This is a genomic window from Sphingomonas sp. BK069, assembly GCF_014193405.1.
GTDB lineage: Bacteria > Pseudomonadota > Alphaproteobacteria > Sphingomonadales > Sphingomonadaceae > Sphingomonas.
The window spans coordinates 447,162-465,404 of sequence record NZ_JACHZH010000002.1 but is presented as its reverse complement, the minus strand read 5'-3'; the positions used below and the strand labels follow the sequence as shown (position 1 = coordinate 465,404).

Genomic DNA, 18,243 nt, shown 5'->3' with positions numbered 1-18,243 from the left:
TTCCGCATACTCTGAAAGCGTTTCTTATGCGGAAGAGTGGATCCCGGACCAGGTCCGGGATGACGGAAGGTGAAGAGCGTTTCGGAAGTTCCGCAGAGCTATGCCTCGTCGGAAGGACGAGCTGCCTTCGATCCCTTAACTTCCGTTTAGGCGGTCTCGAGCGACCCGACGATCGTGGCAGGCTCGCGCTGCGGCAGCGGCGGCATGCCGAGGCGGCGCACGTCGATCGCGCTCACCCCCGCCAGCAGCACGTCGCCGAAGCCGCGGTCACCGGTCTCGACCAGGATGCCCGCGTGAGTCTGCCGCACCATCGCCCACTCGACCAAACGCGCCCGCACCCGTGCGCCGCGCACCAGCACCAGCGCGATCACCCCGGTCGAGTCGATCACCAGCGCGGCGCGGCCGTCCTCCGCGATCACCGCGTCGAAGGCGGCGAAGCGCGGCAGCGCGACGCCGACCGCCTCGATCGCCTCGTCGACCGATCGCATCATCCGGTGCGCCCGGCCGAGGCCGAGCCATGCCGCCAGCCCCATCGTACCGGCTCAGCCGCGCCGCGCCACCGCGTCGAGCAGGGGACGCAGGTTGGTGAGGTCATAGCCCGCCGCCGCCGCCTTGGCGGTGAGCGAGTCGGCGTCGTCGCCGCGCGCCGCGCCGGCGAGCGCCCACAGGTTGCACGAGCGCGTGCCCGAGCGGCAATAGGCCAGCACCGGGCCGCCCGCCGCAGCCAGCGCCGCGGTCATCGCCTCGACCTGCGGCAGCGAGAAGCCGGCGTGGGTGATCGGGATCGCGGTGTAGCGCAGCCCCGCCGCCTCGGCCGCGGCGCGGATCGACTCGCCGTCGGGCTGGCCGGGTTCCTCGCCGTCGGGGCGGTTGTTGACGACGGCTTTGTAGCCGGCGGCGGCGATGGCGGGCAGGTCCTCGGGCCGGATCTGCGGCGCGACCGCGATCGTCTCGTCGATGATGCGCAACATAGGATGGTGCCTCTAGCGCGGACGGGCCGCCGCGTCACTGATCCCGTTCGTCCCGTCGCGGGAGAGCAACGCTTAGCGGCGGACGGGCGCGACGGCGAGGGGGAAGAGCGGCCGGTGGGTGAGGGGGCGAAATCCTCCCCGGCACGGGGAGGGGGACCGCTCGCCGCAGGCGAGTGGTGGAGGGGGCTTTCCACGCAGCGCAGCGTCGGTGGAGACCCCCTCCACCATGCTGCGCATGGTCCCCTCCCCGCGAGCGGGGAGGATTTAGGTCTCCCGACCCGGCGCAACTCACCCCCTCACCCCGCTCCCTTCAGCACGTCGAGGAACGCCTGGCCGTAGGCGTCGAGCTTGCGCTGCCCCACCCCCGCGATCCGCCCCAGCGCGGCGAGCGAGGTCGGGCGCAGTGCCGCCATCTCGCGGAGCGCCGAGTCGTGGAAGATCACATAGGGCGGCACCCCCGCCTCCTTCGCCAGCTCGCGCCGGCACGCGCGCAGCGCCTCGAACACGGGATCGTCGACCGGGTTGGGCGTCGCGCCGGCGCGCCCGCCGCGGCGGCGCTCGCGCTTGGGCGGCTCGACCAGCGGCAGCGTCGCCTCGCCCTTCAGCAGCGCACGCGCCGCCGGGCCGAACTCGAGCCCGCCGTGATGGTTGGTGCGCAACGCGTCCTTGAGCAGCAGGGCGCGCCCGACCGGCTTGAGCAGCGCCAGCTCGTCGCCGTCGACGATGTTCCACACCGACAATTGCTCGTGCCCGTTCATCAGGCTGCGCTCGCTCGACTGGCCGGTGAGCACCTGCTCGATATAGGTCGCGCCGAACATCTGCCCGGTGCGGAACACCGCCGAGAGATATTTGCGTGCCGTTTCCGTCGCGTCGAGCGCGGCCGGGGGCGAGAGGCAGTTGTCGCAATTGCCGCAGCGCTCGGGCGGGTGCTCGCCGAAGTGGCGCAGCAGGATCGCGCGGCGGCAGCCCGCGGTCTCCACCAACGCGCCGAGCGCGGCGAGCCGCTGGCGCTCGCCGGGCTGGCGCTGCGGCTCGACCTCGCCGATGCGCTGCCGCGCGCGCGCGAAATCCTCCGCGCCCCAGAAGAGATGCGCCACCGCCGGGTCGCCGTCGCGCCCGGCACGGCCGGTCTCCTGGTAATAGGCCTCGATCGACTTGGGCAGGCCGGCATGCGCGACGAAGCGGACGTCGGGCTTGTCGATTCCCATGCCGAAGGCGACCGTGGCGCACATCACCATGTCCTCCGACGCGACGAAATCGGCCTGGTTGCGCGCGCGCACCGCCGGGTCGAGCCCGGCGTGATAGGCCCGCACCGGGCGCCCGGTGATCGCGGTGAGCTGCGCCGCCATCTTCTCGGTCGCGGCGCGGGTCTGGACGTAGACGATGCCGGGGCCGGGCGTGTCGCGCACCACGTCGGCGATCTGGCGCGTGCTGTTGTCCTTGGGGCGGATCGCGTAGCGGATGTTCGGCCGGTCGAACCCCGCGACGATCATGCCGTCCTGCGGGATGCCGAGCTGCTCGAGGATGTCGGCGCGGGTGTGCGCGTCGGCGGTGGCGGTCAGCGCCAGCCGCGGCACCTCGGGGAAGGCGTCGAGCAATGGGCGCAGCAGGCGATAGTCGGGGCGGAAATCGTGCCCCCACTCGCTGACGCAATGCGCCTCGTCGATCGCGAACAACGCGGGGCGGCCGCGCTCGAGCAGGTCGCGGAAGTCGGCGGTGGAGGCGCGCTCGGGCGCGACGTACAGCAGGTCGAGCCCGCCATCGAGGTAGCGCCCGCGCGTCTCGGCCTTGTTCTCGTCGACGCTGGTCAGCGTGGCGGCGCGCAGGCCGACCGCGGTGGCGGCGCGGAGCTGGTCGTGCATCAGCGCGATCAGCGGGCTGACGACCACGCACGTCCCCTCCAGCATCGCCGAGGGCAGCTGGTAGCAGAGCGACTTGCCCGCGCCGGTCGGCATCACCGCCAGCGTGCGCTCGCCCGCGAGCACGCGCGTGACGACCTGCTCCTGCACGCCGCGGAAGGCGGGGAAGCCGAAGATCGTCTGGAGCTGGGGAAGCGGGTCGAGCGCCATGGGCGCGCCCGACCTAGGCGCGCGCGCGGCCGAGGGCAACCGGCGCGGTGACGCGGCGGGGCGAGCGGGCGGGGGAACGCGCGGCGGGGGCGGGGCGTAGTGCGGGCATGCTCTCAGGACGACCGATGACCCCGCGCCCGAACCTCGCGCTCTTCACCTTCGGCGCCGCGGCGCTGCTCGCCGCGTGTGAGCGCGAGCCCGCCGACGGCGCCGCGGCCGCGGTGGAGGCGCAGGCCACGCCCGCCGCGCCGGTGGCGCGCGCGCCCGACGCGCCCGCGGCGGCGCCCGGCCAGTGAGCGTCGAGCGCGTCCGCGACAATCGCTCCGAGCAGGAGTTCGAGCTCACCGTGGCGGGCGAGCGCGCGGTCGCGGCCTATCAGCTCGAGGGCGACACGATCGTCTTCACGCACACCTTGGTGCCGCCCGCGATCGAGGGGCGGGGGGTAGGCTCGCGGCTGATCCGCGCCGCGCTGGACTCCGCGCACGACCAGGGCCTGCGCGTCGTGCCGCAATGCCCGTTCGTCCGCGCCTTCATCGAGCGCCATCCGGAGTATCGCGATCTGGTGCGGTGAGCGGGAGGTGAGGGGAGCGACACTGCTCTCCTTCTTTGCCGTCATCCTGAACTCGTTTCAGGATCCACGGTCCCGCGAGCGCCGCGGTCGGTGAGCGCGCCGCAGGGTGGATCCTGAAACAAGTTCAGGATGACGCTGATGACAAGGCGGCCGTTAGGTGGCGATCGTCACCCCCTCACGCCGCGCGCGCCATCCGCCACGCCGCGGCGATCTCCTCCAGCTCCGACGCCACCGCGCGGAACGGCTCGCCGTCGGTGCCGATGCTGGCGTCCACCACCTGGCGGCGGCAGCCGGCGTAGAAGCGCGCCAGCGTGCGCGAGACGTCGCCGCCGCGCTCGAAGTCGAGGTTCGCCTCCAGCGCGAAGAGGATCGCGGTGGCGCGGGTCACGCGCTCGCTGCGCGTGGCGAACTGGCGGTTGTCGGCCGCCCAGGCGGCGACGCGCAGCGCCTGGGTGAGCTCCTCGTACAGCAGCTGGACGAGCGCGGGGCCGTCGGCCGCGGCGGTGCGGCCGGCGAGGTCGATCTCGCGATAGGTGCGCGCCGGATCGCGCAGCAGGGCGGAAGCATAGGCCATAGTCGTCTATCTCTCGCTCAACCCGTCGACTTGGTCCAGTTGTCGATCTGCTGCTGCATGAACGACTGCGTGGCTTTGTAGGCGGAGACGCGCGCGTTCATGCTGGAGAACTGCTGCGTCAGCCGCGTCGTCATCTTCGTCGCCTGGTCGTCGACGTTGCTCTTCTGCTTGCCCAGGTCCGACTGCGCCTGGAGGAAGCGCGTGGACGAGGCACCCAGGCCGTAGATCGTGCTGCCGGTGTTGAGGTCGAGCGACTTCATCGCCGCGTACAGTCCGGTGGCGCCGCTGCTGCTCTTGGTGAACATCGCCTCGACCGCCTCGGGCGCGTTCTTCATCGCGCTGCTCAGCGCGTCGTCGTTGACCTCGAGCTCGCCGGTGCGCGTCGTGCGCACGCCGATCGCGGCGAGCGTCGCCGGCGAGCCCGCGGCCGCGCCGGGCAGCAGCACGCGGCTGGTCAGCCCCTGCAACGTGCGCAGCAGCGTCTTGGCGGCGGGATCGGCGCGGAGCTGGCCGTTGATCGGATCGGTCTGCTCCTTCACCACCGCCAGCACCTGATTGTAGGTGTCGACGAAGTCCTTCACCGCGCTGGTCAGCGCGCTGTCGGGGCGCGTCGAGGTGAGGTTGGTGGTGCCGGTGCCGGTCAGGCTGAGCTTCACGCCCGCGATCAGGTCGCTGACCTCGTTGCTGCCGCGCTCGACCGATACGCCGTCCACCACCAGCTTGGCGTTGCCCGCCTGGCTCGAGACGGTCGTCTTGTTGCCGGTGCCGAAGCCGGTGTCGAACTGCGCCAGCGCGCCGGCCGGGTCGCTCGCCGCCAGCGTGAAGGCCTGCGCCGCTCCGGTGGTGCCCTTGAGCGAGAGATAGGCGCCGCCGTCCGCGTCGTTGATCACCGTGGCGGTGACGCCCGCCTTCTTGGCGTTGATCGCGGCGGCGATGCCCGACAGCGAGTTGTTGCTCGAGTCGATCGAGATCGCGAACGACTTGGCCGAGCCGTCGCTGTTGGTGCCAGCGGTGAAGCCGGTCATCGCGCCGCCGCTGGCGGTGGCGGTGCCGAGCGTCAGCGTCAGCGTGCCGGTGCCGAAGGTGGCGGTGGACGGCGACGCGATCTTGGCGCTGGTGGCGATCTGCGCGGTGGCGAGCGCGTTGACGGTGACGCTGCTATTGAGCCCCGACGCCGAGGTGCCCGCGACCGGGCTGGCGGTGGCAACCCCGCTCATCGAACTGCTGGGCTGGGTCGCGAGCGTGCCGCCCTCGACGAGGTTCTCGAGCGCCTTGGTGAAGTCCGAGATCGTGCTCTTGAGCGTCGCCACGCCCGAGATCTGCGCGGTGAGCGTGTCGCTCTTGGAGGTAAGCTGCGCGCGTTTCTGCGCGAACTGCGCGTCGACCAGCTGGGTGACGAGCGCGCCGGTATCGACCCCCGAGCCCGAGCCGAGCGAGGTGAGGACCGAGTTGGCCGCCGACTGGTTGACCGACGAGGTCGACGACGTCTTGGTCGTCGACGTCGTGGCGGTCGCTGCCGTGCTGCTGCTGGTGCTGCTGATCGTCGTCGCCATGATGCCCCTCTAAACGACCGCTCGCGGCAGAAATTTACCCCTGTTTCTTGCCATTCTCGTCGAACCGCGCGGTGAGCGGCACGTCGACCGGCGGCATCCGCCCGCCGGCGCGCTCGTTGAGCCCGAAGACGAAGGCGAGCACGGTGGCGATCGCGACGTACAGGTCGTCGCGCACCTCCTGCCCCTCGCGGCTGGTGTAATAGACCGCGCGGGCGAGCGCGGGATATTCGAGCACGGGCAGGCTCATCTCGGCGGCGGCCTCGCGGATCGCCAGAGCGGTGGCGTTGCGGCCCTTGGCCACCACCACCGGCACCTGGTCGCGCCCGCGGTCGTAGCGCAGCGCCACCGCGAAATGGGTCGGGTTGGTGAGCACCACGTGCGCCTCGGTCAGCGCCTGGCGCATGCCGCCCGAGAGCATCGCACGCTGCTTGGCGCGCAGATGCCCCTTCATCTCGGGGTTGCCCTCGCTCTCCTTGTGCTCGTCGCGCACCTCCTGCTTGGTCATGCGCAGCTTGCGCAGCAGCTGGAGGATCTGCGTCGGCACGTCGAACAAGGCGATCGCCACCAGCCCCATCGCCATGACGAGCAGCACGTTGGTCATCGTCGCGCCCAGCCCGGCGAGCGCCACCGGCAGGTTCGAGGCGGCCAGGCCGAAGCTGAAATGCGCGGTCTTCCACACCATCCAGGTGCCGATCGAGCCGAGCAGGATCACCTTGAGCAGCGACTTGCCGAGCTCGATCCAGCCCGACATGCCGATGATGCGCTTGAGCCCCGAGGCCGGGTTGATCCGCGAGGCCTTGGGCGCGAGCAGCGAACCGTTGAAGCCGAAGCTGCCGAGCCCGGCCTGGCTGACCACCGCCGCGGCGATCGTGATCGCGAACAAGGTGCCGAGCGGCATGGCGAGCTTCCACCCCGCCTCGACCAGCGGTCGCCACGGCGCGAAATCCTCGACGTCGGCGCGGTCGAAGGTGAGGCTGGAGGCCATCACGCCGCGGCACGCCGCCAGCAGCGCGGGGCCGAAGAACATCAGCCACGCCACGCCCGCCAGCACCACCAAGGCGGTGGCGAGGTCGCGGCTCTTGAGGATGTCGCCCTTCTCGCGTGCGTCCTTGCGACGCTTGTCGGTCGGGGCTTCTGTCTTGTCGCCACCCTCCGACATCAGCGCGCCCCCGCGAGCACGAGGCTCTGCGCCGCGGCGAGGCCCTCGCGGACGATGACCTGCATATAGTCACCCATCGCCGGCAGCGCGATCGCGAGGCTGATCACGCCGGCGGCGAGGCTGACCGGCAACCCCACGGAGAAGAGGTTGAGCGACGGCGCCGAGCGCGACACCATCCCCATCACCAGGTTGAGGCACAAGAGCAGGAAGCCGACCGGCAGCGCCAGCAGCAGCCCGGCGACGAAGGCGTAGCTGCCGAACAGCGCGATGTCGCGCAGCTGGCCGGCCGCCAGCCACGAGGCGCCGGGCGGCAGCGCGCGATAGCTGCGCACCACCAGGTCGACCAGCACCAGATGCCCGTCGAGCGAGAGGAACAGCAACGTCATCATGATCGACAGGAACTGGCCGATCGCGGGGCTGGAGCGGCCCGAATTGGGGTCGATCATGTTGGCGAAGCCGATCCCCATCGAGCCGCCGATGATCTCGCCCGCCACCAGCGGCGCGGCGAAGGCGATCTGGAGCACGAAGCCGATCGCCAGCCCGACCAGCGCCTCGGCCGCGACCGCGACGAAGGTGGCGAGCGCGAACACCGTCTGCGGCACCTGCACGGGCGTGGTGCCGAGCACCAGCACCGCGATCGCGCCCGACAGCGCGACCCGCACGGTGAGCGGCACCGAGACGTTGCTGAACACGGGCGCGGCGACGAACGCCGCGCCGACGCGGATCATCACGAAGATCATCGCCCACAGCTGCGGCTCGATGGCGAGGCCGAAGCCGAGCATCTAGCGCCGGGGCTCGATGTTCCGTGTTCCTGCGCAGGCAGGAGCACGGCGCCCGGGGCAGCGACACCGTTCCCCCTCACGCTTGATCCCCGGCGAACGCCGGGGTCCAGTTGGGTGGAGCGCTGTGGCCGGCACGGAACGTCCCCCACCTCCGCCCCGGCCTTCCCCGGGGAACCGAAGAGAAGAAGGAGGGGGCAGCACGGTCACGCGCTCACCGCACCAGATCGGGGATGCGCGCGAAGATCTCGGTGGTGAAGTCGCTCAGCAGCCCCAGGATCATCGCGCCGAACACCATGATCGACACCGCCACCACCACCAGCTTGGGGACGAAGCTCAGCGTCTGCTCGTTGATCGAGGTGGCCGCCTGGACCATGCCGAGGATCAGTCCGGAGAGCAGCGCCGGGATCAGGATCGGCGCCGCGGCGAGCGCGAGCACCCACATCGTCTGGTTGGCGACGGTCAGGAAATAGTCGGCGTCGACGAGCGGGTGCATGCGGGCTCTCTATGGCGTCACCCCGGACGCGGGGTCGGAACAGGCGCGCTATGGCGGAACTTGGTTAACGCACCTCTACCACTAGGTCGCGAAACTGTTGGCGAGACTGCCCATCGTCAGCGCCCAGCCGTCGACCAGCACGAACAGCAGCAGCTTGAACGGCAGCGAGATGATCGTCGGGCTCAGCATCGCCATGCCCAGCGCCATCAGCACGGTGGCCACCACCAGGTCGATCACGATGAAGGGCAGGAAGACGAGGAAGCCGATCTGGAACGCGGTCTTCAGCTCGGAGGTCACGTAGGCCGGCAGCAGCACTGAATAGGGGATGTCGCGCGGGCTGGCATAGGGGCCGGACTTGGCCATCTCGGCGAACATGGTGACGTCCTTCACGCGCGTCTGCTTCTCCATGAAGGCGTGGAGCGGCGCGCCGGCGGCCTGGATCAGCTGCGTGCCGCCGATGCGCCCCTGCGAATAGGGCTGGATCGCGGTGGTGTTGATCTGGTTGATCGCGGGCGCCATCACGAAGAAGCTGAGGAACAGCGACAGGCCGATCAGCACCTGGTTGGGCGGCGTCTGCTGCAGCCCCATCGCCTGGCGCAGGATCGACAGCACGATGATGATGCGGGTGAAGCTCGTCATCATCAGCACGATCCCGGGCAGGATCGTGAGCAACCCCATGATGATGAGCACTTGCAGCGACAGCGACAGCGAGCCGTTGCCGGGCGTGCTCGAGGCGTCGCCGCGCGAGAGCTGGCCGAGCGCGCGGTCGACCGCGTCGCCGACGCCGGGCGCGGGCGCCGCGGGCGCGCCGGGCGGTGGCGCGGCGGGTCCGGAGGGAGCCGCGACCTGGGCGAGCGCGGGGAAGGCGACGCACAGCATCACCGCGATGGCGGCGAGCGCGAGCAGCACGCGCCAGGCGTGCTGGCGCTTGGCCGCGCGCGCGCGGATCAGCGCCGCGGTGCCGCCGGTGCGCGTGACGGTGTAGGTCTGTTGCATCAGTGGCATCCGCATCCTCCTCCCCAGCGTCATCCTGAACTCGTTTCAGGATCCACGTCGCCCAGCTTGCCGCGGCTTCCAGCCCTGCGGCACGGTGGATCCTGAAACGAGTTCAGGATGACGGAAGGAGAGGGCGCTCACTAAATCCTCCCCGCATGGCGGGGAGGGGGACCGCTCGCCGGAGGCGAGTGGTGGAGGGGGTTCGCCACGCAGCGCAGCGTCCGTGGAAGCTCCCCTCCACCACCGGCCTGCGGCCGGCGGTCCCCCTCCCCGTTCCGGGGAGGATCTCATCGCACCCCCGCTCACCGGCGGAACTCCCGCGCCAGCGCGCGCGCCGCCTCGACCGGGTCGGCCGGTGCGGCGGCGCCCTCGCCCGTCGCCGGCGTCTTGTCGACCAGGGTCACGCCGCCGCGCCCGACCGAGACGAGCAGGCGGCTGCCCTCGAAATCGATCACCGCGAGTCGCAGCCCGGGTGAGATCATCATCGTCTCGCGCACCGCGATCATCCGGGTCGCGGTCTTGCCCGGCAGCCGGGTCTCGAGCCGCCGCCACAGATACAGGCACCCGATCATCAAGCCGCAGACCAGCGGCAGCAGCACCACCAGCTTGAGGATATAGGTCCACATCATACGCGCGTCGCCTCTCAGCCCCGCTTCTCGGGCGCGACCAGCTCGGTCATCTTCACCCCGAAGCGGTCGCCCACCGTGACGACTTCGCCGCGTCCGATCAACGTGCCGTTAACCAGAACATCCAGCAATTCGCCCGCCTGACGGTCGAGCTCGATCACGCTGGCCTCGCCGAGCGCGAGCAGCTCGCGCAGCGACAGTGTGGTCGAGCCGATCTCCACCGTCAGCTTGACGTCGACGTCCTGGAGCATGCGCAGGTTGGCGGCGACCGCCGCGTCGATCGTGAAGCCGCTCGTCATGTCGTTCATAGCAGGGGTCCTTCGAGCTTGGAGATGCGGATCGCGGCGCGTCCGTTGGAGGTGCCGACCGTGCCCATGCCGAGCGCGACGCCGCCGATCACGATCGGCACGTCGGGGCCGAAGCTGATCGGGATGACGTCGCCTTCCTTCAGGTCCATCAGCTTGGCGAGCGAGATGGTCGGCTCGGCCAGCACCGAGCGCACCGGCAGCCGCACGCCCATCGCGGCGCGGGTGAGCTGGGTGCGCCACTCGGCGTCGACCTCGGCGGGCTTGGCCACCACCTTGCCGGTAAGCGCGACGGTGTGCGGCTTGAGCGTGGCGACGGGGTAGAGCACGTCGACGAACAGCGGCTTGGCGCTGCCACGCGCGAGGCCGAAGCGGGTGGAGATCACCACGTCGTCGCCCTCGATCCCCTGGATCAGGTTGGAGCCCAGCTCGCACCGCTCGGCGCCGAAGCGCGCGCGTGCCAGCGGCTCCCACGCGCCCTGCAACGTGCGCGCCATCGCGGCGGCGACCCGCTGCGCCAGCACGTCGGCGGCGGGGGTGAACTCGAGCGCCAGCGTGGGCGAGACGTCGCCGGTGCCGCCGAAGAACAGGTCGAGCAGCTCGGCGATGAACTGTGAGTCGAGCACCACCAGCAGGGGGCGCCCGTCCATCGTCAGCGGCAGATAGGCGGTCAGCTTGTCGCCGCGTGCGGCGCGATAGTCGGCGAGGCGCAGCACCTCGAGCGGCTCCGCCCAGGTGCGCGTCTCGCTGCGCCAATAGCCCTCGAACACCTGGCGCACCCCGCGCGCGGCGCGCGCCGAGAGATGTTGCAGCGTGTGGAGGTCGCCGAAGGGATGCAGCTTGCCCGCCGCCCCCGACCCGGCGCCGAGGTGGGTCACGCCGACGGGAGAGTCGGTGCGCCCACGCCCGCGCCGCTCGGTGGCGTCGGGCTCCAGGCCGAAGTCGGAGAGGTCGGGCTCGTTAACCATGCCCGGTCACTGAACCACGAAGTTGGTAAAGTAGACGTTAGCGATGCCGCCGAATCCCTCTTTTTCGCGCAGAGTCTGATTGATCGACGCGACCAGCCGCTTCTGGAGCTGCTGCTTGCCGGCGCTGGTGAAGACCTGATCCTCGGTCGTGTCGCCCAGCGTCATGAGAATCGCCGAGCGAATCGCGATGTCGTTGGTCTTCAGGTTGTTGATGACCTTGTCGTCATAGGGCGTCGACACCGCGATGCCGACCTGGACGAAGTGCACCGAGTCCTGGAGGTTGGAGGTGAACTCCTTGTCCATCGCGTAGTAGTTGGAGGCGTACGGCTCGCCGCCGGCGCCCTCGGGGGTGGGGGCGCCGTGGTCCTCGCTCTTGGCCTCGCCGCCCTCGGCGCTCTCGCCGCCGCCGTGGCCGCCCTCGCCACCCTCGCCGCCCTCGCCGCCTTCACCGGCGCGCTTCTGCTCGCTCTTGGGGACGAGATGGGGCTTGTTGGGATCCTCCTTGAGCGCGGGGTGCGCGCCGCCGCCGCCGACCAGCCCGGAGTTGGCGGCGTACAGGCCGGCGCCGACGCCGCCGCCCAGCAGTACGACGACGCCGACGACGCCGACCAGGATCGTCTTCATCTTGCCCTTCTTCTTGGGCGCGGCAGCTTCGGTGTCACTCATCGGTCATTCCCTCGGTTCAGGCGATACGGTCGTCGGTGGAGGCCGCGTCGGCGACGCGGCGGGCGGAGGCGGGGGCACGCGGCGCGCGCTGCTGCTGCGCCTGCGGCTGCTGGCGATCGGGCTGCTGGCCGGCGTGGCTGCCGTGCGACTGGCCGGCGGCGGTCTGCGACGCCTGCGACCCGCCGGACGAGGCTTGGCCCTGCTGCGGCGTGCTGCCGGCGCCGGTGCCCCCTGAACCATTGCCCGAGGTCGCGCCGCCGCCGTGCTGGAGCTTGATGCCGCGCTGCTCGGCCATCTCCTGGAGGCGCGGCTGCGCCTCGGCGAGCAGCGCGCGGGTCTGCGGCTGCTCGGCGACGAGCTGGACCTGCACGGTGTCGCCATCGCGCCGCAGCGCGACGTCGATCGCGCCGAGCGCGTCGGGGACGAGCCGGATGCGCACGTCATTGGCATTGGCCATGTCGCGCAGCATCTCGATACGGTGGATCATCGCCTCGGGCCAGCGCCCGTGCGTCATGTCGAGCGGCTGCTGGGTGGCGGGCTGCGGCGCGGCGACCGCGGCGGCGGTGATCGCGCCGGTGGCGGGCTGGGCGAGCTGCGCGGTCGGCAGCGGCTCGGCGGGCGCGGCGCGCTCGTCGGCGGTGACGGCGCGGTGGATCGCGTCGGCGAAGGTACGCGCCGCGCTCGCGATCGGGGGCGCCGCCGGAGCGAGCGTGGGAGCGGTCGCGGGCGCCGGCGCGACCGCGGCGCGCGGCGCTGGCTCGAGCGTCGGCGTGGCGGTCGACTCGGGTGCGACGGTCGCCACCGGGTCGGCCGGCGCGGCGCGGGAGAGGGCGACCGGCGCCGGGGCGGGCGACGCCGACGTGGCGAGCGGCAGCGGTGCGTCGACCCGCGCCGGCGCCGCCGCGGCGATGACGGGCGGGACGCTGGCGGCAGGCGCGGCGGGCGCCGCGGCGGCGACCGGGGCGGCGGCGGCGGACGGACGCGCCGTCGACGATGCGGCGGGGGAGCCGGCCGCGCGCGGGGCGGGGCTCGTCACCGGCGCGCGCTCGCTGCCGCGCGCCGCCGCGGCGGGCGCGGTCTCGGTCGCGACGGCGGGCTGCGGCGCTGGCCGAACGCCGGCAGGCTCGCTCGACGGTGCAGTGGCGGGAGGGGCGGCCGCGATCGAGGACGGTGCCGGCGCGGTGACGCCCGGAGCGATCTCGTCCGCCACGGTGACCGGGGCCGACGCCGGTTGCGCGGCGCCGTTGGGGCGCGACGAGGCGTCGGTCGAGTCGGCGCGGCGCGCGGTGGCGCGTGAGGGCGCGGGGCCGGGGTCGGTCGCGGCACTGACGGTCGCGGTCGTGTCGCCGGGCGACGTCGTCGCGGCGCTCGGCCCGGCCGTGTCGGGTGCGGGGTGCGACCGCGCGGTGCGCCCAGGGACCGCTGGCGTGGGGAGCAGCGACCCGGCGGCAGTGCCGGGCGCGGGCGCGGTGGCGCGCCTCGGGGCGGCGTCACCTGCCGCGTCGCGCGGCATCGGCGCCGGCGCGGCGGCGACCGACTCGGCCGCCGGGACGGGCGAACCGCCCCGGCTGGCGCGCCCGTCGTCGGCGGCGGCCGCCTGCGGCGGCGCCGTCGGCGCCGCGGGTGTCGGCGTCGCCGCCGTCGTGGGTGCCGCCCCGGCGGACGGAGCGCTGCCCGGCCGAGCTTCGGCCGCGATCGGGTCGCGCGGGGGTGAGGGGATGGGCGCCGCCTCGCGTGTCACGGCGGCCCGCGCCGGCGCGGCGATCGCCGTCGCGACGGACGCGGCGGCAGCCTCGGTGGTCGCCGCTGACGCGCTCGGCGCGGGCGCGACCGGCAGCGCGGTCGGGGGCGGCGGGTCGGCCGCCACGACCGGCGTCGCCGGCGGCAGCTCGCCCGGCGCCACCGTCGGGGTCTCGGCCGCCGCCGGTTCCGCCGTCGCCGTCTCCTCCGCGGTCGAGGCGCGGTCCGCCGCGAGCGACGGCGCGGCAGCGGCGACGGTCTCGCGCGCCGGCGCGGGCAGTTCGGGCGCGATCGCGCGCCGTACCGCCGCGGTGCGGCCCAGCACGGCGCCCGCGGGCAGCGGCACGCCGTGACGCGGTGCCGCCGGCGCGGCGACCGCGTCGGCGAGCACGGGCGCGGGCGGCACGTCCAGCCCGGTGGCGTCGGCGAGCCAGGCGAGCGCGGCTTCGCCCGTCGGACCCGCCGCGGGCAGCGCGCCCTCGCCGGGCGCGAGCGGCAAGTCGCTGCCGGGAACGGCAAGCGCCTGCCGCTCACCGCCCGCGGCTGCCGCCGCGACGTCGAGCCCGGGCGCGACGAGATCGAGGAAGGTGCCGCCCGCCACCGCGAGCCTGGCGCGCCCGCCCGCCGCGGCGGCGAGCGACTCGCCGGCGGGGGCGCCGGGGGTCGCCAGCGCGCCGGGGGCGGCGGTCAGCAGCAGGCTCGCGATCGTGGTCAAGGCAGGCTCCGGGCGCTGGTGGAAGGATACGGCCCACCATCAGCAAGAGCCGTGCCGTTTGCGCGGAGGCGGAGGAGTGCCCGACCGGCGGAGCCGCTTGGTGCGGCGGCGCGCAGGCTTTATAGTAAGGGCATGGCCAGCCTGCTCGCGCTCCAGGACCCGCGCTTCCTCACCGCCGAGGAGTTCCTCCAGATCGACTTCGGTCCGGAGCTGCGCGCCGAGCTCGACGATGGCGTGATCCGCATGATGACGGGCGGCTCGCGCGAACACGCACGGGTGCAGGCCAACATCATCAGTTTCTTGCGGGAACGCGTCCGGGGCAGCGGCTGTCATGCCTATGGTTCAGACATGGCGGTCGCCACGCACGACCGCTCGGTGCGCTACCCGGACGTGACGGTGGACTGCGGTGCGGCGGGAGACCGCGAGTCGGACACGCGGCTGACCGCGCCGCGGGTGATCGTCGAGGTGCTCTCGCCCTCCACGCGCGACCACGATCTCCGCGTCAAGAAAGAGGAATATCGCGCGCTGCCGAGCGTCGACACGATCCTGTTCGTCGATCCCGGCGAGGAATGGGTGATCGTCAGCCAGCGCGTCGAGGGCGGGTGGATCGACACGGTGCCCGCGCGCCGCGACGTGGCGCTGCCGTCGCTCGCGATCGTGCTGCCCGCCGACGAGACGTTTGCGCGCGACTGATCGCGCGCTCGCGCGTTCGGGGGCGATGGCGACGCACGCACCGACTCCCACGGACCGGTCGATCCCGATCGACAGCCTCGTCTTCGGCTTCGGCCCGATGCTGCCGCTCGTCGCCGCCGGCGTCGGTGCCTGGGTGCTGCCCGCATCCTGGGGCGTGCTCGCGGTGCGGCTGGCGATCATCTGGGGCGCGCTGATCCTGTCGTTCATCGGCGGGGTGCGGCGCGGCTTCGGCTTCGCGCGCCCTCAGGCCTCGACCGCGGTCGAGCTCGCCGCCGCCGTGGCCTATGTCACGATCGCGGGGCTGGCGCTGCTGGTACCCTATGCGGCCACCGCGGTGGCGCTGCTCGCCGCGGGCTACGCGCTGGCGGCGCTGCTCGACCGCCGCGCCGCACTGCGCGGCGACGCGCCGGCGCATTTCGCGCGGCTGCGCGTACCCCAGCTGCTGATCGGTTGCGCCGGGCTGGCCGCCTGCTGGGCCTGGGTGGTGACTCGCTGAGAAGTACGGTGCTTGGCGCGTCGACGCGTTACCGCCTTGCTGCCGCGTTTCACGAAGAACGGCTAAAGGTGGAACAGTTACGCGGTTAACGCCAATTGCCGCACCGCACAAAGGGCCGTACGGGACCCAAGCGCCCGCCGGGGTGTTGTCACGGACGAAGCGGGCGCCGCGCGCGCCCCGGGGGAAAGGGAATAACGTTGACCGAGATCGTGCCGGTGATCCTCTCGGGTGGATCGGGTACCCGTTTGTGGCCGATGTCGCGGCCCGAGAAGCCCAAACAGCTGCTGGCGCTGACCGCGGACGAGACGATGCTCCAGCTCACCGCGGCACGCGCGCACGGCGACGCCTTCGCCGCGCCCGTGGTGGTCGCCAACGCCGCGCACGCCGATGAGGTGGAGGCGCAGCTCGCCGGCATCGGGGCGGCGCCGAGCGCGCTGATCCTCGAGCCGACGGGCCGCAACACCGCGCCCGCGATCGCGCTCGCCGCGCTGGTGGCGAAGGGCAACAGCCCGCTGCTGGTGATGCCGTCGGACCATGTCATCGCCGACCGCGAGGCGTTCCACGCCGCGATCCATGCCGCGCTGCCGCTGGTCGAGCAGGGCTGGCTGGTCACCTTCGGCATCACCCCCGACGCGCCCGAGACCGGCTATGGCTATATCAAGGTGGGCGAGGAGATCGCCGCGGGCGTCCACCGCGTGGCGCGCTTCGTCGAGAAGCCGAAGCGCGACGTCGCCGAAGCGATGGTGGCGGCGGGCGACCATGCCTGGAACGGCGGCATCTTCCTGTTCTGCGCCGAGGCCTATCTGGCGGCGCTGGAGGCGCACCGGCCTGATATCCTGGCGGCGGTGAAGCGCTCGCTCGACGGTGCGCGGCACGACGGCGCGCGCATCTATCCCGACGCCGAGGCCTTCGCCGCCTCGCCCTCCGACTCGATCGACTATGCGGTGATGGAGAAGGCCGAGCGGGTCGCGGTGGTGCCGGTGGCGATGGGCTGGAGCGACGTCGGCAGCTGGGACGCGCTGCACGCGATCAGCGCGGGCGACGCCGGCGGCAACGTCGTCGCGGGTGAGGTGCTCCTGCTCGACACGCGCAACTGCCTGGTGCGCAGCGACGGCGCCAAGGTGGCGATGGTCGGGGTCGAGGACCTGATCGTGGTCGCCAGCGGCAGCGACATCCTGATCCTGCCGCGCGGCCGCAGCCAGGACGTCAAGCTGCTGCTCGAGGCGATGAAGCGGTAGGGGCGGTCCGGATCGGCTCTATTCTCCCGCGCAAGGGGAGGTGGCAGCTCGCAGGGCTGACGGAGGAGGAGTGATCCGGCCGGCGAGTGTCGCTGAACTCACAACCGGTGACACCCCTCCGTCACGCCTTCGGCATGCCACCACCCCTTGCAGGGGAGGATTGTGGCCCCTCAGCCGATCAGCAGCCCTGCCAGCGCGGCGCTCATCAGGTTCGCCAGGCTCCCCGCCGCCAGCGCGCGCAGGCCGAGCCGCGCGATCGTTGGGCGCTGGTTGGGCGCGAGGCTGCCCGTCACCGCCATCTGGATCGCGATCGACGAGAAATTGGCGAAGCCGCACAGGGCGAAGGTGACGATCGCGATGGTGCGCGGGCTGAGCTGCGCCGCCTGCTTGCCGAGATCGATATAGGCGACGAACTCGTTGAGCACGATCTTCTCGCCGAACAGTCCGCCCGCGATGCCGGCCTCGCGCCACGGCACGTTGAGCAGGAACATCACCGGCTGGAAGACATAGCCGAGCATCCCCTGGAAGCTCAGCTCGGGATGGCCGAACCAGCCGCCGACGCCGCCGAGCAGCCCGTTGGCGAGTGCCACCAGCGCGACGAAGGCGAGCACCATCGCGCCCACCGCCACCGCCAGCTTGACGCCGGTCTGCGCGCCTTGTGCGGCCGCCATGATGAGGTTGGCGGGCTTCTCCTCGTCGTGGCTGGCGTCGGGCAGTGGCTCGCCCGCGACCGGGTGCGCCGCCTCGCTCGGCAGCGCCGCCGGCCCGATCCCCGCGGCGGTGCGGCGATGGTCGGCCAGCGCGACCTCGCGCGGCTCGCCCGGCACGTCGCCCAGCGCCAGTTCGCCCTCGGGCGGGAGGCAACGGTCGGGCATGATGATCTTGGCCATCAGGATCCCGCCCGGCGCCGCCATGAAGCTGGCGGCGAGCAGATAGTCGATGCTGATGCCCATCGAGGCATAGGCGGCCAGGATCGTCCCGGCCACGCCCGCCATGCCGCTGGTCATCACGGTGAAGACCTGCGGCGGCGTGAGCCCGGCGAGATAGGGGCGGATCACCAGCGGCGACTCGCTCTGGCCGACGAAGATGTTGGCGGCGGCGCACAGGCTCTCCACCTTGCTGGTGCCGATCAGCTTCTCGATCGCGCCGCCGAGCCAGCGCACCACCAGCTGCATCACGCCGAGATAATAGAGGATCGACACCAGGCTGGCGAAGAAGATGATCACCGGCAGCGCGGCGATGGCGAAGCTCTGCCCACCCACCGCGGGGCTGGCGAGATTGCCGAACAGGAACTCGGTGCCGCGCTGCGAATAGCCGAGCAGCGCGGCGACGCCCGCCGAGGCACCGGCGAGCGCGGCGCGCCCGGGCGTCCAGTAGAGCACGATCACCGCGATCAGCGCCTGGAGCGCGAAGGCGCTGCCGACGACGCGCGGGCGGATCGCGCGACGGTCGGCGGAGAGCAGCACCGCGAGCAGCAGGATCACCGCGATGCCCGCGAGACCGATCAGGATTCTCTGCATTCGTCTTCTTTGATGTGAGCCGCGTCGGAGGCGCGCGGCGGAGGCGCACACGCGGGGGCCGATCATACAGCGGTGGCCGCGCGCCGCCAGCCATGTTCGCGCGAGTCG

20 protein-coding genes are annotated in these 18,243 nt (G+C 72.3%); 5 read left to right on the top strand and 15 right to left on the bottom strand.

The features are described from left to right. Positions 1–146: 146 nt before the first annotated feature. From FHY02_RS10790 to recQ, 3 genes are all read right to left on the bottom strand, one after another. Entirely contained in the window at positions 147–533 is a 387-nt protein-coding gene (locus FHY02_RS10790) for a hypothetical protein (protein ID WP_183921917.1), read from the bottom strand. Between the two features lie 9 nt (positions 534–542). Continuing rightward, entirely contained in the window at positions 543–971 is a 429-nt protein-coding gene (locus FHY02_RS10785) for a TIGR01244 family sulfur transferase (RefSeq protein WP_183921916.1), read from the bottom strand. A 296-nt stretch (positions 972–1,267) separates the two neighbouring features. Beyond that, a complete protein-coding gene (recQ, locus tag FHY02_RS10780; protein ID WP_183921915.1) occupies positions 1,268–3,040 on the bottom strand; it encodes a DNA helicase RecQ in 1,773 nt (590 codons plus the stop codon). 125 nt (positions 3,041–3,165) lie between these two features. On the opposite strand from recQ, the gene FHY02_RS10775 reads away from it, so the two are divergent. Together FHY02_RS10775 and FHY02_RS10770 are read left to right on the top strand one after the other, a co-directional pair. Then, positions 3,166–3,336, top strand: a complete 171-nt coding sequence (locus tag FHY02_RS10775) for a hypothetical protein (RefSeq protein ID WP_183921914.1) — start codon at positions 3,166–3,168, stop codon at positions 3,334–3,336. After that, positions 3,333–3,611, top strand: a complete 279-nt coding sequence (locus FHY02_RS10770) for a GNAT family N-acetyltransferase (RefSeq protein WP_183921913.1) — start codon at positions 3,333–3,335, stop codon at positions 3,609–3,611. The genes FHY02_RS10775 and FHY02_RS10770 overlap by 4 nt, the downstream gene beginning before the upstream one ends. 175 nt (positions 3,612–3,786) lie before the next feature. Here FHY02_RS10770 and FHY02_RS10765 read toward each other — a convergent pair whose 3' ends face one another. The 11 genes from FHY02_RS10765 to FHY02_RS10715 form a co-directional block, all read right to left on the bottom strand. Continuing rightward, the gene (locus FHY02_RS10765) at positions 3,787–4,185 is read right to left on the bottom strand and encodes a flagellar protein FliS (RefSeq protein ID WP_183921912.1); all 399 of its coding nucleotides are present in this window, start codon (positions 4,183–4,185) and stop codon (positions 3,787–3,789) included. A gap of 17 nt (positions 4,186–4,202) precedes the next feature. Continuing rightward, positions 4,203–5,738: a flagellar filament capping protein FliD gene (fliD, locus tag FHY02_RS10760; RefSeq protein WP_183921911.1), complete on the bottom strand. Its 1,536-nt coding sequence runs from the start codon at positions 5,736–5,738 to the stop codon at positions 4,203–4,205. A gap of 34 nt (positions 5,739–5,772) precedes the next feature. Continuing rightward, the gene (locus FHY02_RS10755) at positions 5,773–6,897 is read right to left on the bottom strand and encodes a flagellar biosynthesis protein FlhB (RefSeq protein ID WP_183921910.1); all 1,125 of its coding nucleotides are present in this window, start codon (positions 6,895–6,897) and stop codon (positions 5,773–5,775) included. Then, positions 6,897–7,679, bottom strand: coding sequence for a flagellar biosynthetic protein FliR (fliR, locus tag FHY02_RS10750; RefSeq protein WP_183921909.1), 783 nt, complete (start codon positions 7,677–7,679; stop codon positions 6,897–6,899). The genes FHY02_RS10755 and fliR overlap by 1 nt, the downstream gene beginning before the upstream one ends. Positions 7,680–7,890: 211 nt before the next feature. Beyond that, complete coding sequence (locus FHY02_RS10745; RefSeq protein ID WP_183921908.1) at positions 7,891–8,172, bottom strand: flagellar biosynthetic protein FliQ; 282 nt, start codon at positions 8,170–8,172, stop codon at positions 7,891–7,893. Between the two features lie 81 nt (positions 8,173–8,253). After that, positions 8,254–9,177 (bottom strand): flagellar type III secretion system pore protein FliP, encoded by a 924-nt coding sequence (fliP, locus tag FHY02_RS10740; protein ID WP_260158635.1) that lies wholly within the window; start codon positions 9,175–9,177, stop codon positions 8,254–8,256. Positions 9,178–9,470: 293 nt separating this feature from the next. Continuing rightward, the gene (locus FHY02_RS10735) at positions 9,471–9,797 is read right to left on the bottom strand and encodes a flagellar biosynthetic protein FliO (RefSeq protein ID WP_183921907.1); all 327 of its coding nucleotides are present in this window, start codon (positions 9,795–9,797) and stop codon (positions 9,471–9,473) included. Between the two features lie 14 nt (positions 9,798–9,811). Then, a complete protein-coding gene (gene fliN, locus FHY02_RS10730; RefSeq protein WP_132908390.1) occupies positions 9,812–10,102 on the bottom strand; it encodes a flagellar motor switch protein FliN in 291 nt (96 codons plus the stop codon). Beyond that, a complete protein-coding gene (locus FHY02_RS10725; protein ID WP_183921906.1) occupies positions 10,099–11,067 on the bottom strand; it encodes a flagellar motor switch protein FliM in 969 nt (322 codons plus the stop codon). The genes fliN and FHY02_RS10725 overlap by 4 nt, the downstream gene beginning before the upstream one ends. A gap of 6 nt (positions 11,068–11,073) precedes the next feature. Further along, the gene (fliL, locus tag FHY02_RS10720; RefSeq protein WP_183921905.1) at positions 11,074–11,733 is read right to left on the bottom strand and encodes a flagellar basal body-associated protein FliL; all 660 of its coding nucleotides are present in this window, start codon (positions 11,731–11,733) and stop codon (positions 11,074–11,076) included. A 16-nt stretch (positions 11,734–11,749) separates the two neighbouring features. Further along, positions 11,750–14,188: a flagellar hook-length control protein FliK gene (locus FHY02_RS10715; RefSeq protein ID WP_183921904.1), complete on the bottom strand. Its 2,439-nt coding sequence runs from the start codon at positions 14,186–14,188 to the stop codon at positions 11,750–11,752. A 132-nt stretch (positions 14,189–14,320) separates the two neighbouring features. Here FHY02_RS10715 and FHY02_RS10710 point away from each other — a divergent pair, with 132 nt between their 5' ends. The 3 genes from FHY02_RS10710 (at position 14,321) to FHY02_RS10700 (ending at position 16,615) form a co-directional block, all read left to right on the top strand. Beyond that, the gene (locus tag FHY02_RS10710; protein WP_183921903.1) at positions 14,321–14,881 is read left to right on the top strand and encodes a Uma2 family endonuclease; all 561 of its coding nucleotides are present in this window, start codon (positions 14,321–14,323) and stop codon (positions 14,879–14,881) included. A gap of 25 nt (positions 14,882–14,906) precedes the next feature. Beyond that, positions 14,907–15,377, top strand: a complete 471-nt coding sequence (locus FHY02_RS10705; protein WP_183921902.1) for a DUF3429 domain-containing protein — start codon at positions 14,907–14,909, stop codon at positions 15,375–15,377. Between the two features lie 197 nt (positions 15,378–15,574). Continuing rightward, a complete protein-coding gene (locus FHY02_RS10700; RefSeq protein ID WP_221189957.1) occupies positions 15,575–16,615 on the top strand; it encodes a mannose-1-phosphate guanylyltransferase/mannose-6-phosphate isomerase in 1,041 nt (346 codons plus the stop codon). A 170-nt stretch (positions 16,616–16,785) separates the two neighbouring features. Here the strand turns inward: FHY02_RS10700 and FHY02_RS10695 are convergent, their stop codons facing one another. Next, positions 16,786–18,135: a NupC/NupG family nucleoside CNT transporter gene (locus FHY02_RS10695; RefSeq protein WP_183921901.1), complete on the bottom strand. Its 1,350-nt coding sequence runs from the start codon at positions 18,133–18,135 to the stop codon at positions 16,786–16,788. Between the last annotated feature and the right edge of the window lie 108 nt (positions 18,136–18,243).